General features: G+C 72.2%; 18 protein-coding genes and 1 pseudogene. 10 read left to right on the forward strand and 9 right to left on the reverse strand.

Annotation, left to right across the window (positions count from 1 at the left end):
- Positions 1–54: 54 nt before the first annotated feature.
- Together ACIHEJ_RS01050 and ACIHEJ_RS01055 are read left to right on the forward strand one after the other, a co-directional pair.
- Positions 55–1,158, forward strand: coding sequence for a cytochrome P450 (locus ACIHEJ_RS01050; protein WP_400131130.1), 1,104 nt, complete (start codon positions 55–57; stop codon positions 1,156–1,158).
- A 13-nt stretch (positions 1,159–1,171) separates the two neighbouring features.
- Positions 1,172–1,363, forward strand: coding sequence for a ferredoxin (locus ACIHEJ_RS01055; RefSeq protein ID WP_400131132.1), 192 nt, complete (start codon positions 1,172–1,174; stop codon positions 1,361–1,363).
- Between the two features lie 98 nt (positions 1,364–1,461).
- Here the strand turns inward: ACIHEJ_RS01055 and ACIHEJ_RS01060 are convergent, their stop codons facing one another.
- A complete protein-coding gene (locus ACIHEJ_RS01060) occupies positions 1,462–2,295 on the reverse strand; it encodes an alpha/beta fold hydrolase (RefSeq protein WP_400131133.1) in 834 nt (277 codons plus the stop codon).
- A gap of 100 nt (positions 2,296–2,395) precedes the next feature.
- Here ACIHEJ_RS01060 and ACIHEJ_RS01065 point away from each other — a divergent pair, with 100 nt between their 5' ends.
- Positions 2,396–2,848, forward strand: coding sequence for a MarR family winged helix-turn-helix transcriptional regulator (locus ACIHEJ_RS01065; protein WP_400131134.1), 453 nt, complete (start codon positions 2,396–2,398; stop codon positions 2,846–2,848).
- A gap of 143 nt (positions 2,849–2,991) precedes the next feature.
- Here the strand turns inward: ACIHEJ_RS01065 and ACIHEJ_RS01070 are convergent.
- Positions 2,992–3,264, reverse strand: a pseudogene (locus ACIHEJ_RS01070) (amino acid permease); the annotation flags it as partial.
- Positions 3,265–3,457: 193 nt separating this feature from the next.
- On the opposite strand from ACIHEJ_RS01070, the gene ACIHEJ_RS01075 reads away from it, so the two are divergent.
- On the forward strand, positions 3,458–5,032 hold the full coding sequence (locus ACIHEJ_RS01075; RefSeq protein WP_400131136.1) for a Na+/H+ antiporter: 1,575 nt from the start codon (positions 3,458–3,460) through the stop codon (positions 5,030–5,032).
- Positions 5,033–5,107: 75 nt separating this feature from the next.
- Here the strand turns inward: ACIHEJ_RS01075 and ACIHEJ_RS01080 are convergent, their stop codons facing one another.
- Both ACIHEJ_RS01080 and ACIHEJ_RS01085 read right to left on the reverse strand, forming a co-directional pair.
- Complete coding sequence (locus ACIHEJ_RS01080; protein ID WP_400131138.1) at positions 5,108–5,329, reverse strand: ferredoxin; 222 nt, start codon at positions 5,327–5,329, stop codon at positions 5,108–5,110.
- Entirely contained in the window at positions 5,326–6,528 is a 1,203-nt protein-coding gene (locus ACIHEJ_RS01085) for a cytochrome P450 (protein ID WP_400131140.1), read from the reverse strand. Before ACIHEJ_RS01085 ends, ACIHEJ_RS01080 begins: the two co-directional genes overlap by 4 nt.
- A 307-nt stretch (positions 6,529–6,835) precedes the next feature.
- Here ACIHEJ_RS01085 and ACIHEJ_RS01090 point away from each other — a divergent pair, with 307 nt between their 5' ends.
- Positions 6,836–8,173 carry an Ig-like domain-containing protein gene (locus ACIHEJ_RS01090; RefSeq protein ID WP_400131142.1) on the forward strand — a complete coding sequence of 446 codons (1,338 nt, stop codon included), beginning with the start codon at positions 6,836–6,838 and terminating at the stop codon, positions 8,171–8,173.
- On the opposite strand, the gene ACIHEJ_RS01095 is transcribed toward ACIHEJ_RS01090, so the two are convergent.
- Together ACIHEJ_RS01095 and ACIHEJ_RS01100 are read right to left on the reverse strand one after the other, a co-directional pair.
- Positions 8,118–8,495, reverse strand: a complete 378-nt coding sequence (locus ACIHEJ_RS01095; protein WP_400131144.1) for a hypothetical protein — start codon at positions 8,493–8,495, stop codon at positions 8,118–8,120. The two genes, ACIHEJ_RS01090 and ACIHEJ_RS01095, sit on opposite strands and share 56 nt — an antisense overlap.
- 50 nt (positions 8,496–8,545) lie before the next feature.
- Positions 8,546–9,493: a MurR/RpiR family transcriptional regulator gene (locus tag ACIHEJ_RS01100; RefSeq protein ID WP_400131145.1), complete on the reverse strand. Its 948-nt coding sequence runs from the start codon at positions 9,491–9,493 to the stop codon at positions 8,546–8,548.
- Between the two features lie 214 nt (positions 9,494–9,707).
- Here ACIHEJ_RS01100 and ACIHEJ_RS01105 point away from each other — a divergent pair, with 214 nt between their 5' ends.
- The 5 genes from ACIHEJ_RS01105 (at position 9,708) to lpdA (ending at position 18,031) form a co-directional block, all read left to right on the forward strand.
- Positions 9,708–10,685 carry a BadF/BadG/BcrA/BcrD ATPase family protein gene (locus tag ACIHEJ_RS01105; protein WP_400131146.1) on the forward strand — a complete coding sequence of 326 codons (978 nt, stop codon included), beginning with the start codon at positions 9,708–9,710 and terminating at the stop codon, positions 10,683–10,685.
- Between the two features lie 8 nt (positions 10,686–10,693).
- On the forward strand, positions 10,694–12,259 hold the full coding sequence (locus ACIHEJ_RS01110; RefSeq protein WP_400131147.1) for a sodium:solute symporter: 1,566 nt from the start codon (positions 10,694–10,696) through the stop codon (positions 12,257–12,259).
- A gap of 117 nt (positions 12,260–12,376) precedes the next feature.
- Positions 12,377–13,555, forward strand: coding sequence for an anhydro-N-acetylmuramic acid kinase (locus tag ACIHEJ_RS01115; RefSeq protein WP_400131148.1), 1,179 nt, complete (start codon positions 12,377–12,379; stop codon positions 13,553–13,555).
- Between the two features lie 21 nt (positions 13,556–13,576).
- Positions 13,577–16,441 carry an FAD-binding and (Fe-S)-binding domain-containing protein gene (locus tag ACIHEJ_RS01120; protein WP_400131149.1) on the forward strand — a complete coding sequence of 955 codons (2,865 nt, stop codon included), beginning with the start codon at positions 13,577–13,579 and terminating at the stop codon, positions 16,439–16,441.
- A 174-nt stretch (positions 16,442–16,615) separates the two neighbouring features.
- Positions 16,616–18,031 carry a dihydrolipoyl dehydrogenase gene (gene lpdA, locus ACIHEJ_RS01125; RefSeq protein ID WP_400131150.1) on the forward strand — a complete coding sequence of 472 codons (1,416 nt, stop codon included), beginning with the start codon at positions 16,616–16,618 and terminating at the stop codon, positions 18,029–18,031.
- A gap of 79 nt (positions 18,032–18,110) precedes the next feature.
- On the opposite strand, the gene ACIHEJ_RS01130 is transcribed toward lpdA, so the two are convergent.
- Genes ACIHEJ_RS01130 through ACIHEJ_RS01140 form a run of 3 tightly spaced genes read right to left on the reverse strand, consistent with a single transcriptional unit; the run spans position 18,111 to position 20,688 of the window.
- Positions 18,111–18,770: a class I SAM-dependent methyltransferase gene (locus ACIHEJ_RS01130; RefSeq protein WP_400131151.1), complete on the reverse strand. Its 660-nt coding sequence runs from the start codon at positions 18,768–18,770 to the stop codon at positions 18,111–18,113.
- Complete coding sequence (locus ACIHEJ_RS01135) at positions 18,767–19,273, reverse strand: hypothetical protein (RefSeq protein WP_400131770.1); 507 nt, start codon at positions 19,271–19,273, stop codon at positions 18,767–18,769. Before ACIHEJ_RS01135 ends, ACIHEJ_RS01130 begins: the two co-directional genes overlap by 4 nt.
- 2 nt (positions 19,274–19,275) lie before the next feature.
- Positions 19,276–20,688 (reverse strand): molybdopterin-dependent oxidoreductase, encoded by a 1,413-nt coding sequence (locus ACIHEJ_RS01140; protein ID WP_400131152.1) that lies wholly within the window; start codon positions 20,686–20,688, stop codon positions 19,276–19,278.
- Positions 20,689–20,802 lie beyond the last annotated feature (114 nt).

The following is a 20,802-nucleotide window of genomic DNA, read 5'->3' on the forward strand; positions in this document are numbered from 1 at the left end:
GGTTGCCCTTTCGACCCGCCGGCCCCTTTCACGCAAGCGCGTGAGGAATGCCCGATGACTGCGCTGCGGTACCCCGATGGACACGTGGGCCACCTGGTCACCGGCCTGCAGACCGCACGGTCCGTGCTGGCCGACCCCAGGTTCAGCTCCTTGCCCGCCGGAAAGCGTTCTCCGGTGAAGGTGCCCGGTTCCGAGCTGAGCACCGACGCACTGCCCGCGGGCATGTTCGTCAACATGGACCCGCCCGAACACACCCGCTACCGCCGTCTGCTGAGCAAGCACTTCACCATCCGTCGCGTCCGCGAACTACGCCCGCGCATCCAGGAGTTGACGGACCGTCTGCTGGACGAGATGGCGAACGGGGACGGTGGCCCCGTCGACCTGGTGCGGGCCTTCGCCAAGCCCCTGCCCACGCTGGTCACCTCGGAGCTGCTCGGGCTGCCGGAGACGGACCGTGCGGAGTTCGGGCGGCACGTCGACGTTCTCTTCAGCCTCTCCAGCAGCGGAGAGGAGATGCAGCAGTCGATGACGACCCTCGGCGGCATGCTCCACGCCCTGATCGCAGCCGCACGCAAGGACCCGGGCCCGGACATTCTGGGCAGACTGACCGTCGAGACCGACCTGAACGACGAAGAGCTGCTCGGGATCACGATCGTTCTCCTCATCGCCGGCCTGGAGACCACCACCAACATGCTGGCGCTGGGCACCTATGCCCTGCTTCGCCACCCCGAACAGCTGGCCGCTCTGCGCGCCGACTGGTCACTGATGGACGACGCCGTCGAAGAGCTGCTGCGCTACCTCAGCGTGGTGCAGATCGGGCCGATCCGCGTTGCCGCCGAGGACTTCCTGTTCGAAGGGCAGTCCATCCGCAGGGGCCAGGTCGTCACGGTGTCGCTGCCCGCGGCCAACCGTGACCCGCTGGGCTTCGACGACCCCGACACCTTCGACATCCGTCGCGGCACGACCCGGCACGTGGCCTTCGGCAGCGGGCCCCACCAGTGCATGGGTCACCACTTGGCACGCCTCGAACTCGCCATCGGCTACGAGTCGTTGCTGCGCCGCTTTCCCCGGCTGGAGCTCGCCGTTCCCGCCCAGGAGGTCGGCACCAGGGAGATGATGGTGACGTACGGCGTCCTGAAGCTGCCGGTGCGCTGGTGAGAGGAGGCCGGTGATGAGGATCGAGATCGACAAGGACCTCTGCTGCGGCGCGGGCACCTGTGTGCTCGCCGCCCCGGCTGTCTTCGACCAGAACGACGACGACGGCACAGTGGTCCTGCTCGACGCCGCCCCCGGCGCCGGGCAGCGCGCGGCGGTGGAAGAGGCCGCCGCGCGGTGCCCGACAGCGGCCATCAGGGTCGTCTGACCACGGCCCACGCAGCATCTCGTCGACATCGCCGGGGCAGCCGGGGACGACGCCGATGGGAAGCCCCGAAGTTCAGGGGGTCCATGCGTACCCGCTCGCTACCGGGCCGTGCCCAGCACCGTTCGGAGCCGGGACGCGTAGGCGCGTGGATGGCTGGTGTTTCCGTTGTGGCCGCCGGGGAACTCCCGCAGCTCTTCCCCGAGCAGCTCGGCGAGGGCCGTCGCGCACTGGCGGTCGAAGACCGCTCGTGGGGTCGTGGAGCCGGCCGCGGGGACGATGCGCGTGCCGGTGTTGTTCAGCGCGTTCACGTCGAGGGTGTCGCGGATGACCGCGGTGAAGTCGTGCCGGATGAAGTGGTCGAAGTTGGCGGCGCGCAGGGCGTTGATCGGCTGGGGCGTCAGGCCGGGTTCGGCGTCCTTGTGGGTGGGGTCGATGCCCAGGGTACGGGCGATCTCCGGCAGGGCGGCCGCCAGACCCTCTCGGTGGTAGAGGTCCTGCAGGTGGGCCAGTTCCTGCTCGTGGCGGGTCCGCTCGTGGTCGGGCAGCAGCCGTGGAGCGACGGGCTCGTGGGCGATGAGGGTTGCGATCAGGCCGGGGTGCCGCACAGCGGCGTGCAGCCCTATCACGGCGCCCAGGCTGCAGCCGAGCATGAGGGCGGGGACGTCGGTGAGAGTGGCCAGCAAATGGTGGACGTCATCGGCGTGTTCGGTCAGCGTGGCGCCCCGGTCCGGGACGTCGAGGCGGCTCCGGGACAGCCCGCGACGGTCGTACGTCAGCACCGTGTAGGAGTCGACGAGGCGGGTGACGAGGTCGGTGCTGCGGTCGGCGTCACCCTCTCCGCTCTCGGAGATCAGGAGCAGCGGGCCGGTGCCGCGCACCCGGTAGTGCAGGACGGCACCGGGAACGTCGAGAGTGCGGGTGAAATCGAGCACGGCGTGATCCCCCTTCGAAAGCCGCGGGCCTGTGGCCTCGGCACGCAGTGAGCCTACTCCATCTAATTCGATGCATCTATCTGGATGTATCTTGGTGTGTGTGAACGGAGTCGACCTCTTCCTGCTGGGGCGCGCCTTGATGAAGATCGGCGAGGAGTCCCTTCCCGAGCCGCCCGGGGGCTCCGCGCGCTACGCCGGCCGCACGCGGACCGTGTTGATCGTGGCCAGCGACGTGGCGGCCCACCCGGGCGGCACGGTCGGCGAGATCGCCGCGCGGACCGGCCTGCCGCAGAGCCAGGTCTCCGCCTCCGTGGCCCGGTTGAAGGAAGCGGGTTCGGTGCGGACCGCCCCGGATCCCGCCGACCGGCGCCGGGTGCGCGTCAGTCCGGCCACGGAGGTGTCCGAACGCGTGGCGCACGTCCGCGCCACAGGCATCGACGATGCCCTCGCGGCGGCGCTCGGGACCGGGGACCCGCAACAGCTGAGGGAGGTCAAGCAGGCGCTGGACGTGCTGGCCGGCCACCTGCTGCCGACGACGACCGCCCGGCCCTGATCCAGGGGTAAGGGACCCTGCCGCGGGTGGATGATCTTCCCCGGCCGCCGTGGCTCGCGTTCGTCGACGTCTTCCGGCGCCTCGGAGCGGATGCGCAGACCGGCGACACCGCTGGAGCCACGGGGAAGGTTCGCCCCGGTTCTCACGGCGTGCAGATGCGCCCGATCCTCCGGGTCGGGACAGCAGACGGTCACCGCGCGGACCTCGTCGCCGAGGGAGGCGGCCGCGGTCAGCGCCTCCGAGGTCAGCCGGGACAGCGAGGACACCGGCACGACCACCAGCGAACGGTCGCGGCGGGGCGCCTTTGGGATCCGGCCGAGCCCGAGCCGCTCGCCGATCCGGCCGTAGGCGCGGTGCACGGTCTCGAAGGCGGCCACCAGCAGCGGCAGCGCGACGACGATCAGCCACGCCCCCTCTTCCCTGCCAAGGAATCCGCTTCGCGGTGCGCGCGGTGCGGGCGTTGGCGGTTCCTTGGCGTCGGCCACGAGGACCTTGACACTGTATTGACGTGACCTGGCCCGATAGGGTGAGGACAGGTGTGCCGGGAAGTCTGGTCGGCCGGGAGCCGGAGCGGCTTCCGTCATCCCTTCTGTATTTCCGGGGGACGGCATGCGCGGCGTCGGTACGGTTCTCGCCCTCGTGGTCCTGGCCACGGTGGTCGCCACCTTCGCACGCCGGTGGCGCATTCCCGCCCCCTCGCTGCTCGTGGTCGCCGGACTCACGGTGGCCCTGCTGCCCGGCACCCCGCAGATCCAGATCAGCCCCGAGATCATCGGCCTGGTCGTGCTGCCGCCCCTGCTGTACGCGAGCGCCGAGGACATGCCCTGGCGGGAGCTGCGGGCGGTGTGGAGACCGGTCGGGGTCCTCGCCATAGGGCTGGTGCTGGCCTCCGCCGCCGCGGTGGCCGCGGTGGCCGCCTGGCTCACCCCGCTTTCCTGGCAGATGGCGTTCGTGCTGGGGGCGGTGCTGGCCAGCACCGACCCGGTGGCGGTGACCGCGCTGGGCCGCCGGCTCGCCCTGCCGCCGAGAGTGCAGGTCCTGGTGCAGGCGGAGAGCCTGTTCAACGACGCGACCTCCCTGGTGCTGGTCCGGGTGGCGGCGGGCATCGCCATCACCTCGGCCGCCGCCGACTGGGGTGCGGCCGGCGGACAGTTCCTGCTGCTCGCGGGCGGCGGCACGGTGATCGGGGCCGCGGTGGCGGGGATCGTCACGCTGATCCGTCGCCGTACCGAGGACCCGGTCCTGGAGACGGTGATCGCCCTGGTCACCCCGTACGCCGCCTACCTCCTCGCGGAGGCCGCGCACACCTCCGGAGTGACCTCCTGTGTGGTGGCGGGGGTCGTCCTGGGCGGCCGGGGCGACCGGCTCACCAACGCCCGCATCCGGCTCCAGCTGCACGCCGTCTACGGCACGGTCGTCTTCCTCCTGGAGAGCGTCGTCTTCAGTCTCATAGGGCTGGCTCTTCCCGCCGAGGTGCGGGCCCTGGCCGACGGCGACCACGCCTGGCCCCTGTACGCCCTCGCCGTCGCCGCCACGCTCGTCGCCGTACGCATGCTGTGGCTGGCGCCGCTGTCGGCGGTGGTGCAGCGCAAGGGCGGGATCGGCCGGCCGAACTGGCGGATACCGGTGGTGCTGACCTGGGCGGGCACGCGCGGGGTGATGCCGCTGGCCGCAGCGCTGTCCATCCCGGAGGTCGCGACGAACGGCACGCCGCTCACCGACCGCCCGCTGGTGCTGGTCCTGACCACCTCGGTCGTGGTGGTCACCCTCGTCGTGCAGGGCTTCACCCTCGCGCCGGTCGTCCGCGCCTCCGGCATCGCCCTGGAGCCCGCGCACACCGCGCGCGAGGAGGCCGAGGCCCGCTCCCGCCTCGCCCACGCCGGCCTCGCCCGTCTCGAGGAGCTGGCGGAGCTGGAGGTCGTCCCGGAGGTCGTCCTGGACCGGCTCCGCCGCGGCCTGAACGCCCGCCTGGAGGACGCCCACGACCGGCTCTCCGCGACCGACGGCTCCGCCGCGGCCACCGAGTCCGCCGACCGGGTCTACCGTCAACTGCGCCGTGACCTGATAGCGGTGGAGACGGCCGAGCTGCAGCGCCTGTACGACACCCACCGCATCAGCGACACCAGCCGCCGCAGGCTGCAGCGCGCGCTGGACCTCGAGGAAGCCCGGCTGGCGGACGCCTGACGAACTCGGCCGGCCCGGTCCGGCCCGAGCGAGGACAACAGTGCGCCCACCTCCGGCGCCCCTCTCGCCCTCGTGTCAGAAGCCTTCGGGTTCCGGTTCTTCAAGGGTGATCGCCCCGGAGGGGCAGACGCGGGCGGCCATCTGTGCGGCCGCGCGACGGGCCGGGAGCGGCTCGGCGTGCAGCAGGAGCACGCGGCCGTCGTCGACGTCCTGGTCGAAGACCTCGGGGGCGGTCAGGGCGCACATGCCGGCGCCGATGCAGCGCTCACGGTCGACGTGCAGGCGTGTCGTCGTCATGACTCCTCCTTGTCCCAGGTGACCGGGAGGCTCTTCACTCCGTAGATGTCCGCGGTCTCCGGGCGCAGGACGACTTCTTCGGCCGGTACGGCCAGGCGCAGCGTCGGGAACCGGTCGATCAGCGCGCGGAACGCCACCCGCATCTCGACGCGGGCCAGCTGCTGCCCCAGGCACTGGTGGATGCCGTGGCTGAAGGCCAGGTGCCCGCCCGCGTCCTGCCTGTGCAGGTCGAGCACGTGGGGGTCGGCGAAACGCTCGGGGTCGCGGTTGGCGGTGTTGTACGACAGGACGACCGTCGTGCCGGCCTCGATCGTCCGGCCGCCCAGCTCGACGTCCTCGAGGGCCGTCCTCATGAACGTCTTGGCGACGCTCAGATACCGCAGCAGCTCCTCCACGGCTGCGTCGGTGAGCGCGGGATCGGCGCGCAGCGCGGCCAGCTGCGCCGGATTCTGCAGCAGCGCGTAGGTGCCGAGGGACAGCATGTTCGCCGTGGTGTCGAATCCGGCGGCCAGCAGGATCAGGCTGATCCCCTTCAGCTCCTCGTCGGTCAGATCGCTGTCGGTGAGTTCGCTGAGCACGTCGTCGGTGGGGTTCGCGCGCTTGGCCGCCACCAGCTCCGCGAGGTACTCCTGGGTGGCGGTGTAGGCCGCCATCAGCTCCTCGTCGCTTGTCGCCCCTCCCATGAACGTGTCGATCTGTTCCTGGAAGGAACCCCGGTCCTGGTACGGCACGCCCAGCAGCTCGCAGATGACGATGGTGGGGATGGGCTTGGCGAAGGTGGTCACCAGGTCCGCCCGCGGCCAGGCCTCGTCCATGGCGTCCAGGCAGTCCGCGGTGATCTGCTCGATCCGCTCGGTGAGAAGCCGCATCCGACGGACCGTGAACCTGCCGACCAGCGGCTTGCGGTAGCGCCCGTGCAGGGGTTCGTCCGTGAGAAGGAATTCGCCGGGCGGCGCCGGAGGAAGCTCGAAGTCGCCCACGTTCATGAGCTCCCTCCGCGAGCTGAACCGCGGGTCGGCCAGGACCGAGCGGACCAGGTCGTACCCGGTGATCAGCCAGCCGGGTTTTCCGCCCGGATGGGTGTAGCCGCTGATGGGTCCGTGCCGACGGGCGTCGAGCAGTTCGGCCGGCGGGTCGAAGGGGCAGCCGGACTGGCGCACCGTCGGCAGCGCCGTCAGGGCGTGGAGGGACTCGCTCATGACCGTTTCCCCATCTCGCGATATGACGTGTTTGATGCGAGTGGAAAGCTACGTTGCATTCAGAATTGCGTCAATGCATTGACTGCCATATCCGCAGATGAATAACGGTAAATCGATGCAATGACACTGCCGTCGAATGCAACGGTGCGTTGCAATGGGTGCGGACGAAGGCAACACCGACCGCGCGACGGGAGGACGGGTGGCCCGGCAGGATCACGCGTGGCCTTCACCACAAGTTGCCCATTTATCGACAGATGCGGGCCTATAACTGGTTAGAAGCGAAAAGACAGCGGTATGGGAGAAACGGTTGATAACGGTACGTAAGCGACGCACCGGGCTGGTGGCGACAGCCGGCGTACTCGGCGGCGTACTCGCGGTCACGGCGCTCGGCGGTACCAGCAACGCTGCCACCGGCAGCGACGGCACCGGGACTCAGCCGACGTCGCAGGCTCCGGGCGATCCGGCGTCGCAGCCTTCGGGCGATCCGGCGTCGCAGCCTTCGGGCGATCCGACCTCACAGCCTTCAGGCGATCCGACCGCGCAGGCGCGGGGGGATCAGGCGGGTGCCCAGGACGCTTCCGACGCGCGCATAAGGATCACTCCCGGGCCAGGGGCCTACAACATCGGGACCCACGCCCCCGTCAAGGTCACCGTCAGGGACGGCAAGCTCACCAAGGTGACCATGACCGCCGTCGCGACCGGTACCGAGATCCCGGGCACCCTGTCCGCGGACGGCACCTCCTGGAAGCAGAACGGGCAGCTGCAGAGGGCCACCAGGTACCAGGTCACCGCGGAGGCCGAGGACGCCCGGGGCCGCTCCGTCACCGGGAACGCCACGATCACCACGGTCTCCCCGGCCAACGACCTCATCGGGCACCTCTCCCCCGAGGCCGGCTCGACCGTCGGCGTGGGCATGCCGGTGACGTTCACCTTCGGCAAGGCGGTCGGCGACAAGGCCGCCGTGCAGTCGCGGATCCAGGTCAGCTCCAGCAGCGGCCAGCAGGTCGTCGGTCACTGGTTCAACGACCACCGTCTGGACTTCCGCCCCGAGAACTACTGGAAGCCCGGCTCCACCGTCACCGTCACGCTCAACGCCCACGGCGTCCGGAAGACGGTCACGTTCAAGATCGGCCGGAGCCAGATCAGCACCGTCGACGCCAGGACGAAGCAGATGACCGTCGTACGGGACGGCAAGACGATCAAGACCATCCCGATCTCGTCCGGCAGCCCCGAGCACCCGACGTACAACGGTCGGATGGTCATCTCCGAGAAGTTCAAGCAGGTCCACATGAACGCTGCGACCGTCAACCTCACGGAGAAGGACGGCAAGCCCTCGTACGACATCGCGGCCGTGCCGCACGCCATGCGCCTGACCGACTCGGGCACGTTCATCCACGGCAACTACTGGGGTGCCGACTCGGTCTTCGGCAAGGTCAACACCAGCCACGGCTGCGTGGGCCTGAAGGACGTCAGGGGCGGCGGCGACGGCAAGCAGCCCGCCGCGTGGTTCTTCGACAACTCGATGATCGGCGACGTCGTGATCGTCAAGAACTCCGACGACAAGACCCAGCTGGCCCCGGGCAACGGCCTCAGCGACTGGAACATGCCGTGGAGCCAGTGGGTCGCGGGGAGCGCGACCCCCTGACACCGGTACGGCCGCCCCGCAGTGCGTCGGCGGCGGTGTCGGGCTCGGCGCCGGTCGCCTGCACGACGATGCGGGCGACGGCGTCGAGCAGGCCGATGCGACCGCTGGTGCCGGCGTCGATGCAGATCAGCCGCCCGCCCCGCCGCAGCGACTGAGTGATCGCCTCGACGGCGGCCCCGATCTCCGGGCGGGCGTCGCGCACCGCGAGGACGGCGGTCCGGTCCTCGTCGTTCGTGACCGACAGCAGCTCGGTGACCGGCATGCGGTCCAGATCGGCGGTCCGCTCGTGGCTCGTCTCGGTGCCGAGTGCGCCGAGGTCCACGGCGCGGCCGTCCTCTCGGTGGTGCCGGCGACACAGAGCAGGAGCGGCTGTCAGTCGTCGGCCGGTGCGCGGCGCTGCGACGGCTGGCGCCTGCGGCGCTGGACCGCGCTGTACGTCTTCTCCAGCGCCGCGGTCGTGGCCTCGTAGGACCGCTGGGCCACGCCCACGAACAGGCAGTCGACGAGCGCGAGTTGGGCGATGCGGCTGACCGTCGCGCCGGAGCGGAAGGGCGTCTCCCGGGCGCAGGTCGTCAGCACGAGGTCCGCGCTGTCCGCGAGGGCGGAGCGCGGGACGTTGGTGAGGGCGATCGTGGTGGCGCCGCGTTCGGCGGCCGCCTGCAGGGGCTCGACGGTGTCCTCGGTCTCTCCGGAGTGGGAGATGGCGAGGGCGACGTCGCCGGGGCCGAGGAGGGCGGCGGCGGTGAGCGCGGCGTGCCGGTCGGTCCAGATGAACGCCATACGGCCGATGCGGTGCAGCTTCTGGTGCAGGTCCTGGCCGACGAACGCGCTGGCGCCGACGCCGAAGATGTCGACCCTGCACGCTCCCGCCACGGCCTCCACGGCCCGGCCCAGCACCTCGACGTCCACGCCCGCCCCGGTGTCCTCCAGGGCCCGCACCTCGTTGTAGATGATCTTGCCGACGATCTCGCCCAGGGTGTCGGTGGCGCTGATGTCGGTGCCCGGTGCCGGGCGGTCACCGCTGAGGGCGTGCTCGCGGGCGGCCGCCGCGGCCAGCGCCAGGCGCAGTTGCGGGTAGTTGGTGATCTCTATCGCCCGGCAGAAGCGCATCACCGTCGCCACCGAGGTCTCGGCCCGCTTGGCGAGGGCGCCGATGGACAGCCCCGCCGCCTGCGCCGGATCGGCCAGGACGGCCTCGGCCACCCGCCGCTCCGAGGGCGCCAGGGACGGCAGGGCCGTCCGGATGCGCGCCAGGGTCCCGGCGGCGGAGGTGTCCTCCACGGGGCGGGCCGGTATGCGAGGTGCGTCCGTACGGGCCATGGGCCGTTCCTCCTGGGTGGGTGGCGCCACCGTAACCACGCGCTCGACCAGGGGTCAAAAAGTTACGGACCGAATCGCGCGACGTCACTTGTTGACATGTGGAGTCCGTCGTTCTGATACTCGCTGCACCGTGCTCCGCGCCGGTCACCGGTCTTCGAGCGGTCCCCGTGGCCGGCCCGCGCGACACGGCCCCGATGACACGAAGGCGTGCCGTATGACAGCAGTAGTCGCGGTGGACCTGGGCAAGACCGGCTGCCGTGCCGCGTTGTGCAACGGCAGCGACGGTCCTCCCCGGCAGCTCCACGAGGTGCCCGGGGCTCCCGGGCTCGCCGCCGACGGCGGCGTGGCGGCGGCCCGTGCCGCCGTGCTCCCCCTCCTCGAACGGGAACGTCCGGCGCGGCCGGCGGCGGTCTGTGCGGGCGCGGCGGGGGCGGCCGCCGCGCCGCGGGCGGCCAGCGCCCTGGCCTGCCTGCTCCTCGAGGAACTGCCCACGGACGAGGTGGCCGTCACCGGCGACGCCGTCACCGCCCACGCGGGCGCCCTCGGTGGCCGCACCGGCGTGGAGCGCGCGATCGGCGCCGGCTCCGTCGCGGTCGGCATCGGGGACGACGGCTCGTACGCGCGCGTCGACGGGTGGGGTCCCTGGTTCGGCGACGAGGGCGGCGGCGCCCGGATCGGAGCCGCCGGGCTGCGGGCCCCCGACGGACGCGACCCGGACACACGGCTCCTGGCCGCCGCCGTCGAACGCTTCGGCGCCCAGGACCGGCTGCCTGTGGCCATCGGCCGCGACGGCACCTCCGCCCGCACCGCCCCCTCCTTCGCGCCCGACGTCGCGCGCCTGGCCGCAGCGGGCGACACCGCCGCGTCGGCGATCATCCGGGACGCTGCCACCGCACTCGCCGAGGCCGTGCTCGCCGCCGCCCGCCGGAGCGGCGGCGAAGCCCTGTCCTTCGCCGTCACGGGCGGGCTCACGAGCCTGGGCGAACCGCTCCTCGGGCCGCTGCGCTCGGCGCCGGCCGGCTTCCCGCGCCCGCTCCGCCCGCGGTCCCCGCTCGGGCGACCGCTGGACGGTGCGCGCCTGCTCGCGCTGGACGCCCGCGCGCCGCACGAGCCGCACGTCGTCCGCGTACGGCGGGCGGCGCCCTCCGCCACCGTCCCCACCTCGCCGGTACCCCCGCCGGCCGTCGCTTAGGAGTGAGCGTGCGTCAACTCGACCTCGTGGTGATCGTCGTCTATCTGGTGGCGATCGCCGTGATCGGACTGCGCCTGGCCGGCCGGCAGAGCACCGCGAAGGACTACTTCGTCGGCGAGGGCAGCATGCCGTGGTGGACGGTCTCGTTCTCCGTGGTGGCCACCGAGACCAGCGTGCTCACCGTCATCAGCGTGCCCGGCGGCGCGTACAGCGGGCAGGGCTTCGGGAACGTCGAGCTGGCCCTCGGCTACGTCATCGGCCGCGTCGTGGTGGCCACCGTGCTGATCCCCCTGTACAAGCGCGGCGGCTTCGTCAGCGCCTACCAGTACCTGGGCAGCAGATTCGGGCTGAAGCTGCAGGGGCTCGCCTCGGTGACGTTCGTCTTCACCCGGCTCCTCGCGGAGGAGGTCCGGCTGTTCGCCTCCGCCATCCCGATCAAGCTGCTGCTCGACGAGTTCGGTGTGCACGCGAGCTACCGGCTGATCATCATCGTGCTCACGGTGATCACCGTCGTCTACACCTACCTCGGCGGGATCAAGGCCGTCATCTGGACCGACGCCATCCAGATGGGGCTGTACCTGGGCGGCGCGCTCCTCGCCATCGCCGTGCTGTCCGGCCACGTCGGCGGCTCCGGCTTCGCGCAGGCGCTGCACAGCGGCCACTTCAAGCTGTTCGACACCGACTTCGCCCCGGCGCACATCCTGACCAGCCCGTTCGCCCTGCCCACCGCGATCGTCGGCGGCGCCATCTTCGCGATGGCCAGCCACGGCTCCGACCAGCTGATCGTCCAGCGGGTCCTGGCCACCCGCTCGCTGCGCGACGGTCAGAAGGCCATCATCGCCTCCGGTGTCTTCGTCACCCTCCAGTTCGCCGCCTTCTCCCTCGTCGGCGCCCTGCTGTGGTCGTACAACCAGGGCAAGGACTTCACGGCACTGGGCCTGAGCAGCTCCGACAACCTCTACCCGCACTTCATCCTGCACGGGCTGCCCGTGGTGATCTCCGGTCTGCTCGTGGCGGGCATCCTCGGCGCCGCCATGGGCTCCCTGTCCTCGGCGCTGAACTCCATGTCGAACTCGACGGTCGCCGACATCATCCACAGCTTCTTCCGCGGCACGCCGTCCGAGGAGTCGCTGCTGAAGCTCGCCCGGGTGATGACGCTGGTGTGGGCGGTGCTGATGGCGGTCTTCGCCTGCGCCTTCAGCACGAGCACCGGCAACGTGTATCTGACGGGCCTGACGATCGCGGGCTACACCTACGGCGCCCTGCTCGGCGCGTTCCTGCTCGGGCGCATCGTCCGGCGCGCCAACGAGACCGACTCCGTCGTGGCCTTCCTGGTGACGGTGTGCGTGATGACGTACATCGTGCGCAGCGTCAAGATCGACGTCATCGTGGCCGGTGCCACCGTGCCGGCCGCGATCGCCGCCCAGTGGCTGGTACCGATCGGCGTCGTGATCACCCTGGCCGTCGGTGGCCCGATGAGCCTGTTCCACCGCGCCCCGGAGCTCGCGGCGACCCCGGCGGCCGACGACGAGACCGGCTCCGACCCCGTCACCGCGGCCGCCGGCCTCGACTGACGGCGCACACCCCGTCGGGTGCGGGCCGCACCCGTCCCGCCCCGGCACCCAGGGAGAAGCCATGCCACAGCCCCGACCGGCCCCGCCCACGCGGCGGCAGAGGCACGTGGAGGCTCCGTGCGCGTGATCGGCCTGATGTCGGGCACCTCCTACGACGCCATCGAGGCAGCCGCCGCGGACCTCGCCCTGGACGGTGACACCCTCCTCATGCGGCCCCTCGGACATCTCTCCGTCCCCTACCCGGAGGATCTGAGGGACCTGATCGGCGCCACCCTGCCGCCGGCCGCGACGACCACGCAGGCCGTCTGCGCCCTGGACACCGGCGTCGGCCAGGCCTTCGCCGACGCCGCCCGACGTGCGCTGCGCGCGTTGTGCGACGGCACCGCCGACCTCGTCGTCTCGCACGGCCAGACCATGCACCACTGGGTCGAGGACGGCACGGTCCGCGGCACGCTCCAACTGGGCCGGCCGGCCTGGATCGCCGAGGTTACCGGGCTCCCGGTCGTCTCCGACCTGCGCAGCCGGGACGTGGCGGCGGGCGGGCAGGGCGCCCCGCTGGTCGCCATGACCGACACCCTGCTGCTGCGCGCCCTGCCCGGCACGCCCGCCGCGCTGAACCTCGGCGGCATCGCCAACGTCACCGTCCTCGCACCCGGCGCCGAACCGCTGGCCTTCGACACCGGCCCCGCCAACGCTCTGCTGGACGCGGCCGTACGGCACTTCACCGGCGGCGCCGCCGCTTACGACGAGGGCGGACGCAGGGCCGCCGCCGGCCGGACCAGCCCGCACCTGCTGCGCGCCCTCCTGGACGACCCCTACTACCGCAGGCCGGCCCCGAAGAGCACGGGCAAGGAGCACTTCCACCTGCCCTACCTGCAGCGGGCGCTGGAGACGGCACCCACCCCGGATCCCGATGACGTCGTGGCCACCGTGACCCGGCTCACCGCCGTCACCGTGGCCGACGCCTGCCGCGCCCACGAGGTCACCGAACTCGTCGTCTCCGGTGGCGGCACCCGCAACCCGGTGCTCATGCGCATGATCGCGGAAGAACTGCCCGGAGTGCGGTTGCGCCCCAGCGACGACCTGGGTCTGCCCTCCGACGCCAAGGAGGCCCTGGCCTTCGCCGTCCTCGGCTTCCTCACCGTGCACGGACTGCCCGGCACCCTGCCCTCGGGCACCGGCGCCCGCCGGGCCACACTGCTCGGCAGCGTCACCCCCGGTTCGGGGCCGTTGCACCTGCCCGAACCCGCCGCCCGGCCGCCGCGCCTGCTGCGCGTCGACCGCCCCGCCCACTGAGCCGACCGGCAGCGAGGACCCATGAGCCGCACCGCCGCCACATCCCCCGCCGCACCGGCCGACCCGGAACGGGCCGCCGACCTGGCCGAGCTTCTCACCGCATGCGTCGGCGACCCGGCCCGGGTGACCACGGACCTGCCCCGCAGGGTCGCCGCCGCGCACGACGCGTCGCCGTACCTCTTCACGCCGCAGGCCGTCGTGCGCGCCGCGTCCGCCGCCGAGGTGGGCGCGCTGATGGCGGGGGCCCGTGCGGCCGGTGTGCCGCTCACGCTGCGCTCGGGCGGAACCAGCCTGGCGGGGCAGGCGGGCGGCGACGGCATCCTCGTGGACGTGCGCAGTCACTGGCGCACGGCCGAGGTCCTCGACGACGGTCTGCGCATCCGTCTGCAACCTGGCCTGACGGTACGTCAGGCCAACGCGCGGCTCGCCCCGTACGGGCGCAGGCTCGGCCCCGACCCGGCCAGCGAGTCCGCCTGCACCATCGGCGGTCTGGTCGCCAACAACTCCAGCGGCATGAACTGCGGCACCCGGGACAACGCCTACCGGACCGTGGAATCCCTGCAGTTCGTGCTGCCCTCCGGCACCGTCGTCGACACGGCGGCACCCGATGCCGACCGGGAGCTGCGCGCCCGCGAGCCGGAACTGCACGCGGGGCTGCTCGGGTTGCGCGACCGCATCCGCACCTCGGCCGGCTCCCGCGCCACCGTCGAGCGGCTGTTCTCGATGAAGAACACCATGGGCTACGGACTCAACTCGTTCCTGGACCACACCGATCCCGCCGACATCCTCGCCCACCTCATGATCGGCAGCGAGGGCACCCTCGGCTTCGTCGGCGAGGCCGTCTTCCGCACCGTACCCGTCCTGCCGCACACCGCCACCGGTCTGCTGGTGCTGCCCGGCCTCGCCGAGGCCACCGACGCCCTGCCCGCGCTGCTGGCCGCCGGCGCCCGGACCGCCGAACTCCTCGACGCGGCCTCGCTGCGGGTGACGCAGCGGGCGCCGGATCCCGTGGACGAGCTGCGCGGTCTGCGCGTCGAGCGGCACGCGGCGCTGCTGGTGGAGTTCGCCGAGGACAGCGCCGAGCAGCTGGAGGCCACGGTGGCCGCGGCCCGGCCGGTACTGGACCGCCTGCCCGCCGTCACCGGGACCGGGCTCGTCCGCGACCCGCGCGTCGGGGCACGCCTCTGGCACCTGCGCAAGGGGCTGTACACGGCGGTCGCGGGGGCGCGCCGTCCCGGCACCACCGCACTGCTGGAGGACATCGCGGTACCGATGGAACGGCTGACCCGCACCTGCGAGGGCCTGACCGGCCTGTTCGACCGGCACGGGTACCAGGACGCGGTGATCTTCGGCCACGCCCGCGACGGCAACCTGCACTTCATGCTCACCCAGGACTTCGACTCCGCCGCCGAGACCGAGCGCTACGCCCGGTTCACCGACGCCATGGTCGGCCTCGTCCTGGACGCCGGCGGCACGCTGAAGGCCGAGCACGGCACCGGCCGGGCGATGGCCCCCTTCGTCCGCCGCCAGTACGGCGACGAACTGTACGAGGTCATGCGCGAGGTGAAGCGGCTGTGCGACCCGCACGGCGTGCTCAACCCGGGGGTGCTCCTGCAGGACGACCCGGCCGCGCACCTGCGCAGCCTCAAGAGCGTTCCCGAGATCGACCCCGCCGTCGACGCGTGCGTGGAGTGCGGCTACTGCGAGCCCGTCTGCCCCACGGCGGACGCCACCACGACGCCCCGGCAGCGCATCGTCCTGCGGCGGGAGATCGCGCTCGCCACCGCCGCCGGCGACGAGGAACGCCGCCGCGCCCTGGAAGCCGACTACGCCTACGCGGCCGTCGACAGCTGCGCGGCCGACAGCCTCTGCGTCACCGCGTGCCCGGTCGCCATCGACACCGGCTCGGTGATGAAGCGCCTGCGTGCCGAACGCCACGGCGCCGCCGCACAGCGCGCCGGGAGCGCGGCCGCCCGGCACTGGGCGGCCGCGGTCAAGGGTGTGCGCGCCGCGCTCGACACGGCGCACGCCGTGCCCGCCCCCGCCGTGCGCGCCGCAACCGGCGCCGTGCGCCGGCTCGGGGCGGGGGAACTGGTGCCCGCCTGGGCCGAGGACATCCCGCGCGGTGGCCCCGCCCGTCCCGCGCCCCGGCGGCCCGTGGCGGCGCGGGCGGTGTTCTTCGCCGCCTGCATCGGCAGCGTCTTCGCCGCGGAGGGCGCCGCCGGCGGGGCGGCGGCGGCCTTCCTGAGGCTGTGCGACCGGGCGGGCGTCCCCGTCGTCGTCCCCGAGGGTCTGGCCGGCCTGTGCTGCGGCACCCCGTGGCAGTCCAAGGGCTACACCGCCGGGCATCGCACCATGGCCGCCCGCACGCTGCGGGCGCTGTGGGAGGCGAGCGACCACGGCCGGCTGCCCGTGGTCTGCGACGCGTCCTCCTGCACCCACGGCCTGGAGCAACTGCCCAGCGCCCTCCCGGAGCCCGGCCGCGCCCGCTTCGCCGACCTGCGCTTCGTCGACAGCGTCGTCTTCACGGCCGAGCACCTGCTGCCCGCGCTGCCCGAGCCCCGCCGCCTGGACAGCCTCGCCCTGCACCCCACCTGCTCCACCGTGCACCTGGGTATCGACGGCGCCCTGCGCACCGTGGCCGCGGCGGTGAGCGACGAGGTCACGGTGCCCGACGACTGGGGCTGCTGTGCGTTCGCCGGCGACCGCGGCCTGCTGCACCCGGAGATCACCGCGAGCGCCACCGCCGCCCAGGCCGCCGAGATCACCGCGGGCAGGTACGCCGCGTACGCCTCCTGCAACCGCACCTGCGAGATGGGCATGACCCGTGCCACCGGCCGCCCCTACCGGCACGTGCTGGAACTCCTCGACGAGGTGACCGCCTGAGCCTGCCCGGCCCGCCACTCCCGGCGGTCCCCTCGCGACGGCCGCAGCTCGTGTGCCGTGCGGCCCCCTCCCGGCTTGGTTCGGGGATCGAACGCGATGGTACGCAGTTTGGCGTCCGCCTCGAACGGGGAACTCTGGCCGGAGTCCGAAGACGTCCCGCTGCAGGAGGCATCGATGACGGACGAGCTGGACGACCGCTTCGACGTGGTGGTGCTCGGTGCCGGTCCCGGCGGCTACGTGGCCGCGATCCGCGCCGCCCAGCTGGGCAGACGCGTCGCCGTCGTCGAACGGAAGTACTGGGGCGGTATCTGCCTGAACGTGGGCTGCATCCCGACCAAGGCCCTGCTGCGCAACGCCGAGCTGGCCCACGTCTTCACCCACGAGGCGAAGACCTTCGGCATGCGCGTCGACGGACGGGTGTCCTTCGACTACGGCGAGGCGTTCCGCCGCAGCCGCAAGGTCGCCGACGGCCGGGTCAAGGGCGTGCACTACCTGATGAAGAAGAACAAGATCACGGAGATCGACGGTCAGGGCACCTTCCTCGACCCGCACACCCTCCAGGTGTCCGGCTTCGACGGCGACGTGCGCACCATCGGATTCGACCACTGCGTCATCGCCACCGGCGCCACACCGAAGCTGCTGCCCGGCACCCGGCGCACCTCGCGCGTGGTCACCTTCGAGGAACAGATCCTCGCCGAGGAACTGCCGCAGTCGATCATCATCGCGGGCGCCGGCGCGATCGGTGTCGAGTTCGCCTACATCCTGCACAACTACGGGGTGAAGGTCACGCTCGTCGAGTTCCTGGACCGCCTCGCCCCGCTGGAGGACGCCGAGGTGTCCGCGGAACTCGCCAAGCAGTACCGCAGGCTGGGCATCGAGGCCCTCACCTCCACCCGTGTCGACTCCATCGACGAGTCGGGCCCCCGCGTCCGCGTCACGGTCACCGGCAAGGACGGCTCCCCGCAGGTCCTGGAGGCCGACAAGGTGCTCCAGGCGCTCGGCTTCGCCCCCAATGTGAGCGGCTACGGCCTGGAGAACACCGGCGTGCAGGTGTCCGAGCGCGGCGCGATCGACGTCGACGGCCGTTGCCGTACGAACGTCCCGCACCTGTACGCCATCGGCGACGTCACCGCGAAGCTGATGCTCGCGCACGCGGCCGAGGCGATGGGTGTGATCGCCGCCGAGACGCTCGCGGGCGCGGAGACGATGGAGCTCGACTACGCGATGATCCCGCGGGCCACCTTCTGCCGGCCGCAGATCGCCAGCTTCGGCCACACCGAGGAGCGGGCTCGCGAACTGGGCTACGACGTCGAGGTGGCGAAGTTCCCGTTCACCGCGAACGCGAAGGCGCACGGGCTGGGCGAGGCCACCGGCTTCGTGAAGCTGATCAGCGACGCGAAGTACGGCGAGCTGATCGGCGGGCACCTCATCGGACCGGACGTCACCGAGCTGCTGCCGGAACTGACCCTGGCACAGCGATGGGACCTCACCGTCCATGAGATCGCCCGCAACGTCCACGCCCATCCCACGCTCGGCGAGGCGGTCCAGGAGGCGGTCCACGGCCTGGCCGGACACATGATCAACCTCTGACGCATGCGGGCAGAGGCGCCTGACACGCGGCGACCCCGTTCCGGCTCGCGCGTGTCCGCTCTCGCTTCCTCGGCGTCCGTCACGTCCGTCGAGTCAGCGTGGAGAAGCACCGGTGCCCGCTCGTCCACTGGTCGGTGACGCTCAGGGCCAGTTCCTCGGCGAGCTGGTGGAGCGCTCGGCGTCCCAGGCGCGCCCAGGGGAAGGGCGGCCCGCCGTGCCCGCGGTGGTCCTCGAGACGAGCGGTGCAGAGCTCATGGACGTCGTCGGGGTCGAGCTCGACGACGAGGCGCCCGGTCGGGGCGATGAGCGCCCGACAGCGGCGCAGCAGACCGCAGGGGTCCCCTCCGATGCCGATGTTGCCGTCGATGAGCAGAACCGTCTGCCAGCCTCTTTCGGCGGGCAGCCGGTCGAAGACCGATCGGCACAGTGCGAGCCCGCCCAGCGCGGTGGTCAGGGCGACCGCGCTGGGTGCGATGTCGACGCCGAGGGCGAACACGCCCCGGCTGAGAAGTGCCCTGCACAACCGGCCCGGCCCGCAGCCGACGTCGAGGACGGGGCCGACGCAGCGTTCCAGCACGGTCCGGTCAGCGGTGGTGGGCCGCTCGTGCCAGCGGTGCACCGGCATCCGGATCCGGCGCCCGTCGACCACCCGCAGATACACCGGTCCGCGGCCGGGACGCAGGGCCAGCGCGAAGGGATCCTGCTCGGCGCTGTCCACCTCGTCCTCGCCGGTCGTCACGGGGTGGTGCCCCGGCCCGTGGCGGCCCGGCTCTCGTCCTCGTGGCGGCCGGCCCGCCGGATGCGGCGCAGTCTGAGCGCGAAGGCCACCGCGGAGCCGGCGAAGAGCACGCCGGTGATCGCCAGCCACCGGCCCAGGTAGACGCTGTCGGACAGGCCGGTGTCACCGGGGTACGGGGCGGCGAGACGGAAGACCAGGGGGAACCAGACCAGCAGGAGCAGACCGGACAGGAAGGCGGGGACGCGCAGGTGGTTGATCCACGGCACCGTCGGTCCGTCGGAGGTGCGGTGCCGCAGCACGGAGAGGGCCGACAGGTCGGCCAGCGAGTACAGGGGCAGCAGGATCAGGTCGTGCAGGACGGCCGCGCCGACGAACCAGATCGCCACCTCCCAGGGCTGGACGGCGAAGAGGCGCACCATGGCGTAGCCGGTGAGGGCGAACGAGGCGATCAGGACCAGAAGGTGCAGGGGGCCGGAGCCGTACCAGCGGACGAATCGTGCCATGGTCACGCCCTGAAGGTGAGCCGGCCGACCCACTTGGTGTTGTTCACGCCGGGGTTCGCCGGGACGATGACGCGGGCCGGGTAGCCGTGGTCGAGCGAGAGGTCCGCGCCGTTGACACGGAGGGCGAGCAGCGACCGGGGGTCGCGGATCTGGTTGCCCCGCAGCACCACCCTGGTGAACGGGCCCGGTGGCTGGACGGACTCGACCAGGACGCTTCCGGCGTCGGACACGCCGGCCAGGGCGGCGAGGTCGGCCAGGCGGAGGCCGCTCCAGTGCTGGTCGTCGGTGGACCATCCCTCCACGCAGGCGATCGGGAGTGCGGCGGCGTGCTGGGGCATCGCCAGGAGCTGGTCGCGGGTGAGGACCAGGGCCGGTCCCCGGCCGTGGATCTCCAGCCGCCAGTCCGGGCCGACCAGCGCGGGCGTGACGCCGACGGCCGCCGCCGTCTTGTTGATCTGGAAGGCGCTCGGGCCCCTGCCGGGATCCCGGTCGTGCGGTGCGAGGAGCGCGGTGGCCCGCAGCCGGCCGCCGATGCTCTGTCCGGCGGTCACGACGAGGAGGAGCAGCGATCCCGCTCCCACCATGCCCAGCGCGCCGCGCCGTGTCATGGTCGGCGGCGCGGGAGCGGCCGGCACCAGTCCGTCGGGGTCGGGCGGCTCGGGCACCGTGTGGGCCAGGTCGGTCCGCAGTTCGGCGCCCAGGCTGCGCGAGCGCAGGGCCCGGGTCATCCGGCCGAGTCTGAGGAGCACGTGCACGGCGAACGCGGCGATGAACACCCAGGCGCCGTAGAAGTGCAGGCGGTAGAAGGAGCCCGGAAAGACGTAGTAGAGCTGGATGTTGAGGATGCCGGTGACGAACTCGAAGATGACCCCGCCGACCAGCATCAGCAGGGACAGCCGCTCCAGGCCGTGGGCGACGGAGCGCACCGGCAGCCATTCGAAGAGCTTCGGGATGACCGACCACAGCTTGGCCAGCAGGACCGGCACGAGGACCACGCCCAGCGTCACGTGCACGCCCTGGAGAAGCCGGTACAGCCAGTAGGGATGCGTGGGCCAGCCGAAGAGGTAGAAGCCCAGGACGCCCTTGTCGGGGGTCTCGTCGTTGAGGGGACTCAGGCCGGGGTTGTAGGAGGCGTAGGAGAGCAGTCCGGTGATGAACAGCAGCGGAATGCCGATCAGGAGGACCAGGCCGAACACCGACGTCAGCCAGGGCCCGCGGATCGGGCTGCGCCAGAACTCCGGCCTGAACGGCCCCGGAGGCGGGGGCAGCTGCCCGATGCGCCGCGCCCCGGCCCGAGCGCGCTCGGTGGCGGCCGCCGCGTGCTCACGCCCCGCCCGCGTGCGCGCCCGTTCCGGTCCCCGACGCCGAGGCCCTCCGGCTGGAGCCGGCCCCGGCGGCCGTCCGCCACGTTCCATCGGCCGTTTCCTCCAGTCACCGCGCAGCCCCTGTGCCGGGACGACCCCCGTGCCGGGGCCCGTGCCTGACGGACAAGACACTCCCAAGCTGGCACAGCCTCGGCCGGCTGTCCG

It is taken from the genome of Streptomyces sp. NPDC052301 (assembly GCF_044593395.1).
Lineage (GTDB): Bacteria > Actinomycetota > Actinomycetes > Streptomycetales > Streptomycetaceae > Streptomyces.